8 protein-coding genes are annotated in these 10018 nt (G+C 58.8%); 2 read left to right on the forward strand and 6 right to left on the reverse strand.

What is annotated here, in order from left to right:
- Window positions 1–7: 7 nt before the first annotated feature.
- Window positions 8–1288 (forward strand): DUF1552 domain-containing protein, encoded by a 1281-nt coding sequence (locus JNN07_13260; GenBank protein ID MBL9168706.1) that lies wholly within the window; start codon window positions 8–10, stop codon window positions 1286–1288.
- Between the two features lie 135 nt (window positions 1289–1423).
- Here the strand turns inward: JNN07_13260 and JNN07_13265 are convergent, their stop codons facing one another.
- From JNN07_13265 to JNN07_13290, 6 genes are all read right to left on the reverse strand, one after another.
- Window positions 1424–2242, reverse strand: coding sequence for a DUF1444 family protein (locus tag JNN07_13265; protein MBL9168707.1), 819 nt, complete (start codon window positions 2240–2242; stop codon window positions 1424–1426).
- A gap of 52 nt (window positions 2243–2294) precedes the next feature.
- Window positions 2295–3491 (reverse strand): glycosyltransferase, encoded by a 1197-nt coding sequence (locus JNN07_13270; protein MBL9168708.1) that lies wholly within the window; start codon window positions 3489–3491, stop codon window positions 2295–2297.
- A gap of 11 nt (window positions 3492–3502) precedes the next feature.
- Window positions 3503–4501: a glycosyltransferase family 2 protein gene (locus JNN07_13275; GenBank protein ID MBL9168709.1), complete on the reverse strand. Its 999-nt coding sequence runs from the start codon at window positions 4499–4501 to the stop codon at window positions 3503–3505.
- Window positions 4502–4555: 54 nt separating this feature from the next.
- Window positions 4556–5527 carry a class I SAM-dependent methyltransferase gene (locus JNN07_13280; protein MBL9168710.1) on the reverse strand — a complete coding sequence of 324 codons (972 nt, stop codon included), beginning with the start codon at window positions 5525–5527 and terminating at the stop codon, window positions 4556–4558.
- Window positions 5524–6534, reverse strand: a complete 1011-nt coding sequence (locus tag JNN07_13285; protein ID MBL9168711.1) for a fatty acid desaturase — start codon at window positions 6532–6534, stop codon at window positions 5524–5526. Before JNN07_13285 ends, JNN07_13280 begins: the two co-directional genes overlap by 4 nt.
- 354 nt (window positions 6535–6888) lie before the next feature.
- A complete protein-coding gene (locus JNN07_13290) occupies window positions 6889–7998 on the reverse strand; it encodes an aminoglycoside phosphotransferase family protein (GenBank protein MBL9168712.1) in 1110 nt (369 codons plus the stop codon).
- Window positions 7999–8162: 164 nt separating this feature from the next.
- Here JNN07_13290 and JNN07_13295 point away from each other — a divergent pair, with 164 nt between their 5' ends.
- A complete protein-coding gene (locus JNN07_13295; GenBank protein MBL9168713.1) occupies window positions 8163–9680 on the forward strand; it encodes an arylsulfatase in 1518 nt (505 codons plus the stop codon).
- The last annotated feature ends 338 nt before the right edge of the window (window positions 9681–10018 follow it).

A 10018-nucleotide genomic window follows, 5' to 3' on the forward strand; every position in this document is an offset into this window, starting at 1 on the left:
GAGCCCCATGCTCCTGCTCAACTCACGCCTGATCCCCCGACGCCGTTTTCTGCGGGCTGGGGCCGTGAGCATAGGTCTGCCCCTGCTCGAGGCCATGCTCCCTGCAGGCGCCCGCGGCCAACGGAACATCGAAGTACTTTCTCCGAAGCGGATCCTGCTCATCGGCCGTCTTCTGGGCACTCACGCCGACTATTTTTTTCCCCAGGATACCGGCCCTTCCTTTACGCCCTCGCGATACCTCAAGCTCATCGATCGCCACCGCCAACGATTCACAGTGTTCTCCGGACTCTCACACCCCGGGTATCCGAATGCCCACCATTGCGAAGCGGGGCTGTTTACCGGCGTCGCCGCCGAGCGAATTCAGAGGCCTGACGACATCCGCAACACCCAGTCGCTCGATCAAACCATCTCCGAAGCCATCGGCCAACGGACACGCCTGAGCAGCCTGGGCATGGGGCAAGTGCATATTGCCCCCATGATCTACAACCAGGCGGGCAATCCCCTCCCCATCGAGCCACGTCCCGAGCAGACGTTTAAAGAGCTATTTGTCGAAGGCTCGCCCGATCGGGTGGAGCGAGAGGTCGCGCGCCTTCGGGATGGCCTCAGCGTGCTGGATCAGGTGCGCGATCAACTCAGATCGTTATCCCGCGCGCTGGGAGCATCCGATCGTGAGCGCGTCGAATCACTCGCTCAATCGATTCGCGAAGCCGAACAGAATCTCCACCAAAGCCAGGCCTGGGTCAAAACTCCGAAGCCCCAGGTGAACCGCAAGCTGGAGGATTACCAGAACCCGAAGTGGGCTTCCCTCCAGCGGATGCGCTACGATTTGACCTGTCTGGCTTTCCAGACCGACTCGACTCGCGTCTGCGTGATTGTGGAGGCTCCGGGAGATCCCGGCGATGCGCCCGGATCCAATCTCGGTCACCACGACGCCTCCCATCACGGCAAGGAACCCAGAAAAGTCTCCGAACTGGCGCTCTTCGAAGAAGAGGAAACTCGAAATCTCGGCCTCCTCCTCGATCAATTGGCAGCGGTGCCCCAGGGCACCTCGACCCTCTTGGATCTCACCACCGTGGTCTGGGCCAGCAACCTAGGTAACCCCTCCGCTCACGCCTCCAGCAATCTTCCGATCCTCCTCGCGGGCGGCGGATTTAGACATCGCGGCCACATCGCTTACGTCCAAGAAAAAACAGTCCCCCTCTCCAATCTCTATCTGAGACTGCTCCATCACCTGGACATCGAAGCCCCCAGCTTCGGCACCAGTACCGGACCGCTCAGCGAGATCTGACTAAACTCGGAAATGGATTAACCACGGATTTCAGGAATCACACGAATTAAGAAGGCTTGGGGACATTCTTGAGCACGAGTTCCTCCAAATCTTTGCGGATCCGTGTTATCCGTTCGATCCGTGGTTTCCTCCTGTTTAGATTGAGCGCGGAGCCCAGACCTGAAAGCCATCCTTCGATCCTTGGAAGACTTCCGGGGATAGCGGATAAGGCTGCTCGGCGTGATCGCGGCGAATTTTTTCGGTCGTGAGGGTTAGAAAATTCTGACTGTTATCATGCGACCAGCAGATCAGAAAGTCGCGGTTAGGAATACCAAACAAGAACGGGGAGCCCAGCTTCGACCCCACAAAGCCGCGAAACTCAGGAATCAAAATGCGGGCAGCGTCAAACCCGTCGTGGGTCTGCAACGCGATGATCCGATCCGGTCCCGGAACGTAATGCATCTCCGTTTTCCCCTGGCAGGCTTGATTGAGATTCTCCAGTGCCGTGCAGAAGACTTCGTCCCAACCCTTGCCCCAACGAGCCATCTCCTCCTCAATCAGATACCGGTAGGATTTGTCGCTATCCACCACCACTGCGATGATGAGTCCCGGGCAGACCTGCGCATGCGCTAGCGGAGCCTGGGTCTTGAATTCCTCCGGACAAAACTGCGGTCGCAGCCGGCAGCTCACCTCATCCCAGACCAGTCTGCCCTTCTCTTCCTTGATCTGCAGCATGGGCTCGAAATGCAGCTTGATCAGATGCACCAACTCCTCATCGGTGCCGTCTCCGAGCTTCACCGCCGCCCGCAGGTTCTGCAGGCCAAACTGGACGTCGCCCGAAAGAATGGTTTCAGCATCCGCCCCGCGCTTGAACGAGCGCTCAGGAAACAGCTGCCGCAGCAGCCTCAACACCCTTCCCTGAAAGGCGTCGCCCTCCCCCCACCCTTTGAACAATCCGCCCATGAACCGCTTCATCGGCCTCCCCCGGTTGAAGCCAGTGTCAGAACGATAAAACCCTCCCCGACGCTCATGGATTCCTCCCCTCCGTCCGCTGAATTCCCTCCAAAAAGACCTGCCGCGTGTTTTCCCAGGAATTGTTGCGCCGAAAGTCGGCCAAATCCAAGGCATCCAGATAGCTGCTCCCCGCCCGGGAAGCCAGCACCTGACGCTCGGCCTCCCTCTGAAAGCTCTCCAGGTCAAAGGCCGACACGTAATGGGCAAACTCACGGAAAACCGGACGGTAGGTTGGCAAATCATAAGCCAACACCGGAACCCCGCAGATCAGGGCCTCCCCCACCACCCGAGGCGAGCCTTCGTGACGACTCGGCATCAAGAACAGCCGGCTTTGCTTGAACAACTTCAGCTTGTCCAATTCGGACACAAACCCGGAAAACTCCACCAACTCGCTCAGCCCCAACTCCGCGATGCGCGGCCGCAGTTGCGACTCGACCTTGCCCATCAGGAGCGCGCGAAACCCGGGAATTCGTTTTGCCAGCCACGCCATGGTCGAGAGCAGATCGTCAATGCCCTTCTGCCGATGCACCCGTCCAATCCAGCACACATCATACTTCTTTACCTGCTCGGCCACCCCGGCCGCCATCGCCGAGTCGACTCCATAGCTGATGGGCGAAAGTTCCGCCGGATGAAAGCCCAGATCCAGCAGGCGCAGCTTCATGTCTGGATGCAAATAAAAGACGTGCTTGGCGCGACACCACGCGAAGAGCTGCAACGTCAGGTTCTGACTCATCCAGTAGTGGAGCGAGGCAAGCCGCCCGGCTTGCACATCCGGCCGGCTCTTGTCCCAGATCTGCGCGAAGGTGGGAGCTTCCATGTGGAAGACAAACGCTTTGACGCGTGCCCTCGAAAGCAAAGCCGGAAGACTGTCGCACCAATAGTCGGTCACGGAATACACCGCATCCTCCCGACGAATACGTCCGAGCAGGAGCACCGAGCGCAGACAGCGCTCGACGTAGTCACAAAACATCCGCAGCTGGCCACCGATCGACCCCTCGTTGATCCGGGGTCGACGCCTCCGTTCGGTAAGAATGACTTCCACGGGCAAACCCGCCTGAGCCACATGCTTCTGCAAGGCCGGCCCGCCGAAAAAAAAGACCTCGTAGCCCGCCGCAACCGCCCCCCTGGCCAACTCAAAAAAGTGAATGTCCCCCCCGCCCACCAGGTCGCCCCAGACGGCATTCGCCATGAAATAGATCCGTTTCGCCATGATGCCTTGCTCTACTTCAGCTGTTGCTTGGGCTGGAGCGCCGCCTCCGCACTCTGGTCGCGTCCGCGGAACCAGTACGTCAGCACTCCCCAGGAAATTCCCAGGACCGAGGAGAAGCTGACCACCGAATGCCAGAGCCAGGCGGGATTGCCAGTGCGCACGAGCCCGCGCAGGGTGTGATAAAGGGGGCCGATGAGCGTGCCACAATAGAGACAGGCCAGCCAGCCAGGAACGGTGGGTTGAAACTGGGTCCACGACACCTTCTTCTGATGTCGCTGCGCCAGAAAGTGAAAGGTTTGACGACGGCGTTTGCGCACAAAATCCCACCATCCGCCCACCACATAGTGATGCACGCCGCGCCCCGGAAGCCGGAGCCACTCCGTTCGCCCACGCCTGGCCAACTCAATCACCACCGTGCAGTCCTCAAACAGGTCGTCGGCTGTCAGGTGGGCCAGATCCGCTCGACGGAAGATGAAGCCGTTGGCCCCCATCGGAAATGCCAGGCGCCCGTCCGGAAAAGTCCAGCGCTCCACGCCATCGACCGCAGCCACCAAGCGCGGATTGACGCTCATCATCCACGCAACCGGGTCGCTGATGTGGAGCACCTGGGACAGATACACGCAAATGGAGCTCATCCGAGGAGAAGGCAGGTAGTAACTCTCCAATCCCAGAGCGTCAGGATAGCGCTGCATGGCCGCCACGGCCCGGGTGATAAAGTCCGTATGGGTAATCTCGTTGTCGGCGTCGACAAAAACCACAAACTCGCCCGACGCACCCGCCAAAGCCACACACTTCCCCGAATCATAGCCCCGGCGGGGATTGTCCAGAATGTTAGCCCCATAGCGAGCAGCCAGGGCACGCGTTCCATCCGAAGAGCCACCATCCGCGACGATGATCTCCATGCGGTCCGCGGGATAGTCCTGCTTCCGAATGGACTGCAGGCACGTCTCCAAGATTCCGGCGGCGTTCAACGTCGGAATCAAAAAACTGACTTTTGGCAGCAAGCTCACTCTCCAGCGGATGTTAGAGAGGGAGTTCGGAGAGGACAACGACCAAACCGAGGCTCATTTCTTTTGCCCAATGATAAACTGGTTCGAGCTCTGGAAGCCCAGCTTGATGCGGACCCAGTCAAACAGAATAAAGGCCACCGAGAGGGGAATGTTCTTAAAATACAGAAACTCCCAGAAGGAATTCTTCCGCTCAACACTGTTCAGGCCAAGCTTGTTCCGCAGGCTCATCACCCAAAAGCCCAGCGAAGGAAGATAGCCCTGTTCATAAATGTGAAATCCCGCATCCTTCATCAGACGCGTCAGGGAAGGCATGGTGAAGAGATGAAAATGGCGCGGGAGATGATACCCACCCCAGTAATGGTCCTTCCAGAGATGGTAGTCCAAACCGCCGCGATTCGGTGTATCGATGATGACAATGCCGTTGGGACGCAGCTTGCGGAAGACGTTGCGGACCGCGATCTCGGGATGCCTCAGATGCTCCAAGAGCTGGCGCATAACGATCAGATCATGACCGTTGTCCGTTAGCGCCTCGATGTCCGTCTCCACGTTCCCCACCACCACCTTGACCCCATGGGAGGCTGCCTTCCGAATCCACTCCTCCTCGAACTGGAGGTCAAAGGCGATCGCCTCGACCTCTTGACCGAAAGCCTCCTTCACTTTGATGAGACGCTGAATGTCTCCCCCTCCGATATCCACGATCGATCGAATGTCCAGTCCTTGCGTCTGCCGTCTCAGCTTGCGGGCGTCCTTCACCAGCTTTTGCTCATAGATCGGCCCGTCAAGATAGAGGGGAGACTTCTTATTGACCGTGTAGTAAGTCGGCGGGTAAAGGGAAGCCACTTCCTCGGGGGCAGGCATCGGGTGCTTGTAAACATGGCCGCAACTGGCGCAGGCCACTAGATCGAAAGGACCGGGCTTGCACGCATACTCCATGTCCTCCGCGCGGAGCACCAAGGTCCATCGCTTTTCCCGACAGAGAATGCAGTCTCCGTCCCCACCAGAATTTCCAGAATTCGCCAGGCTCATTTCTTTGCCCAAATCAGTCGGGCAAGAATGCCTAAATACGAGCCTTTCACAATAGCATTGTAGCGGGTGTCGTTTTCGATGAGCAGATCCGAGAGCCGACGAAGATTGTAATAGGGCACCGTCAGTTGAGCGTGATGCGCTTGATGGTAGACGAACCCGAAGGGCGCGAAAAAGTAACCCTGGATGGGATCGGTGTGGATATCGACCGTGGATTGCAGCGCCTCGTTGACGTTGGTCTCCCCTGGGGTGGTGAGAAAATTATACCCGTGCTCCACAAAGATCCGCACCCGGTCCATGGTGAGCGCCACCACGAAGATGGGCAAAAACCAAAAGATGAAATAGTGCCACCAAACCGTGAATACCGTAAAGAAACCCAGCATCACGATCTGGCAGAGAGCGATCAGCCACATCTGAGAGTCCGTGGCCGTCTCGGCCGCAGTCTTCCGCTCATTGGGACGCACCCCTACAATCTTGCGCTTCATCTTCACCCAGATGTCCACCCACACACCGAACAACAGCAAACCAAGGCGGGGAAGCCCCGGTTTGATCTCCAAGAGCGGCTTGTAGATGTAGGCATCCGTGTCGTCCCGGATGTATTGGGGGGACTTGTGGTGCTCCAAGTGAGTCCGACGGTAGTTGAAGAAGGAGATGCCCACCAGGGCGGCATTCACGCTGCCAAAAGTTTCGTTGAGCCACACCGGGGTCAGCAACGTCTTGTGGACGGCCTCATGGGAGGACATCACCAGACGGTATTGCATCATTCCGATCATCAGGAACGCCAACGGATAGACCGCCGGGTGAGCCCCGTCCTTCACCAGCCAAAAGGCCAAAGCGATGAACAGGTAGGTCGATCCTAAGTCGAACACGCTCCGAACGTTATGCCGATCCGATCGCAAATCCGCAATCCTCTGGCGCACGGCGGGATCCAAGGGTTTCGCGGGCGGCAGAGCCCCGAGAGAACGCGGTTCCCCTGCCCCAGCCGATGCGGTTTGTTCAGCACTTTTCATACGCACTCCATTTTGTCGGGACGTCATCCGGACACAATGTATGTCTAGCAACAGAATCGGCCAATGCTAAGATTTATCCAGCCTCAAAAATTGGCTTTCTTTAACCTTGCAGCAAACGCCGCGGTCGAGAACCCGCAGGGTTCAAGGAGATTAGCCGGGGCGTGGAGCGTAGCGGCACCCCGGTTTGTCAGCCCCCTATGAACCAGCACCCTGAAAGGCGTGCCACCCGCCAGCGAACGAGCTGACGAACGGATCAGTCTAGAGACAGGAATGGGTTACCCGCGAAACACCCTCACGCACGGATGACGACCCGGCCGGCAGCCGGATTTAAAATCCTAACGAGGCTCCGCCTCGTTAGAGCCGGTCCACGAAAGCCTGCATCTCCTCAGACTTCTGCTGAATCGATTCCACCAGCTTAAACTGTTTCCGACACCGCACCAGGTTGTGATCCGGACGATGCACTCGGAAGTAATGATCCCCTTCCAGAAAATCGGTCAGGAAGCGAATTCCGATGGTAAACGTGATCAAGGCTCCCGAAACCACGAGATAAGATTTCTCCTGCGGGGTCAGGAAGGAACGCGTCGACTCCACGTAACCACGGGCCAACTGCTCGAAGAACGGCATCTCCAACTCCACCCGATCCAGATAGGTCTCGTCCTCGGCTGTCCGGCTGGTGGTGGTGCGAACCATATCACCGAAGTCATAGAGCACCAATCCGGGCATGACGGTATCCAAATCCACCACGCACATCGCCTCACCCGACTCCTGGTCGAGCATCACGTTGTTGAACTTCGTGTCGTTGTGGGTAATCCGTTCGGGGATCTCACCCCGGGCATGCGCATTCAGCAAGACATCCACCATGGCGTCTTGCTTCATGGCAAACGCAATCTCCTTGGTGGCCTCCGCGGCCCGATCGCATTCATCCTTCGCAATGGCTTGCTGAAGTTTCTGAAATCGCTTCCGGGTATGATGAAAGTCCGGAATGGTGACCGCGAGGTCATCGCACGACAAATCGCTGAGCAAACTCTGGAAATGACCAAAGGCTTGAGCCGCCTGGAACGCCTGAGTCGGAGTCTCCGCCGCCTCAAAAGTGCGGACGCGCTCCACGAACAGAAAGGTGCGCCAAAAATGCCCCTCGTGATCGAGGAAGTAGGGCCGACCATCCCGCGCGCGGATGACTCGGAGTGCGCGCCGATCCACATCCGTGGTCCCCTCCTCCAGCAGCCGCTCCCGGATATGCTCGGTCACGCGAAGCACATTGTTCATCAACGGTACCGGCTCCTTGAACACCTCCGTGTTCAGGGTCTGATGCACGTATCGAACCGTGCGCCCCTCATGAAAATAAGTCACCGCGAAGGTTTCATTGATGTGCCCCACCTTGATCCGATGGGCTTCATGGAACTCACCCTCAATCTGAAACTGACGGCCGATCCGCTGCAGCCGGTTACGCTCTTCTGGATTCATAATCTCAATTCACCAAGCCCACGCGCCAACACAACTAAACTCAACCGGTAGTCGGTTTTCGCGACGGTTTGGAGCAGGAAACACTACCACAAATCCCTCCAGGATCCAGTCTGGATCACAGGTTTCTTATGGAGTCGGGAGGCCTCGCCCGCCAGACTCCACCCATGCGCCTCACATTAACTCTAGGCTGCGCCCTCCTGGCCTTCGGCATCGCGGGGATCCCTCTCGATGCCGCCTCCCCAGCGTCCCCCACCCGACCCAATATCGTGTTCATACTCGCGGATGACCTGGGCTATGGGGAACTGGGAAGCTACGGCCAGCAGAAGATTCGCACCCCTCACCTGGACCGGCTCGCGCGTCAAGGGGTCCGCTTCACCCACCACTATTCCGGAGCCCCCGTCTGCGCCCCCTCCCGATGTGTACTGCTCACCGGCAAGCACACCGGACACGCCCAGATTCGAGGCAATCTGCAGACCAAACCCGCACCCGGCGACCTCGCGGGAGTGGGGCAGCACCCGATCTCGGACGACGCCCTCACCCTGGCCGAGGTCTTCCAACAAGCCGGCTATGCAACCGGGGCGATGGGGAAATGGGGACTGGGACCCGTCTCAAGCAGCGGTGCTCCACACAGACAAGGGTTTGACTTGTTCTTCGGCTATAACTGCCAGGCTGTGGCCCACAGCTCCTACCCGCCCTATCTCTGGCGGAACGAGACGCTCGTGCCTCTGAATGACCGTCCCATTCCCGGACATGCCAAACCAGCCACCGGCCCGGTGGCGATGTCCGATTGGATCGGCGAACACTACGCCCCCACGCGGATGACCGACGAGGCCGTGCGGTTCATTCAGGATCACCGCGCCCAACCCTTCTTTCTCTACCTGCCTTTCATCGAACCTCATGTCGCGATGCACCCCCCGCAAGCGGCTGTCGAGGCGTATCCCGCGGACTGGGATGATCGCCCCTACCTGGGCCAATGCGGATACCTCCCTCATCCCCGCCCCCACGCGGGCTACGCCGCCATGATCAGCACGCTGGACCATCACGTGGGCCGAGTTCTTCAGGCTCTCGAGGACTGCGGCCTGACCCAGAACACGCTGGTGGTGTTTACCAGCGACAATGGAACCACTCACCCAGCCGCAGGAGATACAACCTTCGGCACCGGCGGCGTGGACGCCAAGTTCTTCAACAGCACCGCCGGACTGCGGGGATTCAAGGGCAGTGTTCACGAGGGAGGCATCCGGGTTCCCCTCATCGTCCGCTGGCCCGGTCGCATCACGCCGGGTTCGGTTCAGAGCTTCCCGAGTTACTTTGCCGATCACTTTCCGACCCTCTGCGCGGCCGCCAAGCTCAAGCCCCCCGCTGGGCTCGATGGCATCAACCTGCTGCCAGTCCTGACCGGGAAACGTCCGCCCACCCGACGGAACCCGATGCTCTGGGTATTCCCCGAATACGGAGGACAGGTGGCAGTCAGGCTTGGCGATTTAAAAGTCGTTCGCAAAGGACTGAAAACCAAATCCCCGGGACCGTGGGAGGTCTACGACCTAGCTCAGGACCCCCGCGAAACCCAGGACATCGCCGGGGCGCATCCGGGAGCGATTCGGAAAGCGGAAGCGATCCTCCAGAGGGACAAGTTGCCCAATGAAGCGTTCCCATTGGACATCCCCGGGGTTCAAAAAAATTAGTCTCGAAGGGAAGGCAAAGCGCGGGTGTGATTCGAAGTGGGCGAGATGGGAGGGGGATCCCAGCTCCGCTGGGGGGACCAAAGCGGCAGAGGGCATTAAGCATTACCCACAAGTTCCTCGACCAAATGTTAGAATCCCAAAGGGATTCCGCCTCAAAGCCCAGGGTTGGCGCGACGCAGGAGCGCCTACCCTGGGTTAGTTGTTGTTTTCTGACAACCCCATCGTGGGTTGCGACTGGATCGGCCAAACGCCCAAAGGGACCGCAACCCACCATGGGGTTGTGAATTCTATGGGCTTTTCCCAGGGTAGCTCGTTCCTCGCAACCCTGGGCTTTGAGG

It is taken from the genome of Verrucomicrobiales bacterium, assembly GCA_016793885.1.
Classification (GTDB): Bacteria; Verrucomicrobiota; Verrucomicrobiia; order Limisphaerales; family UBA11320; genus UBA11320.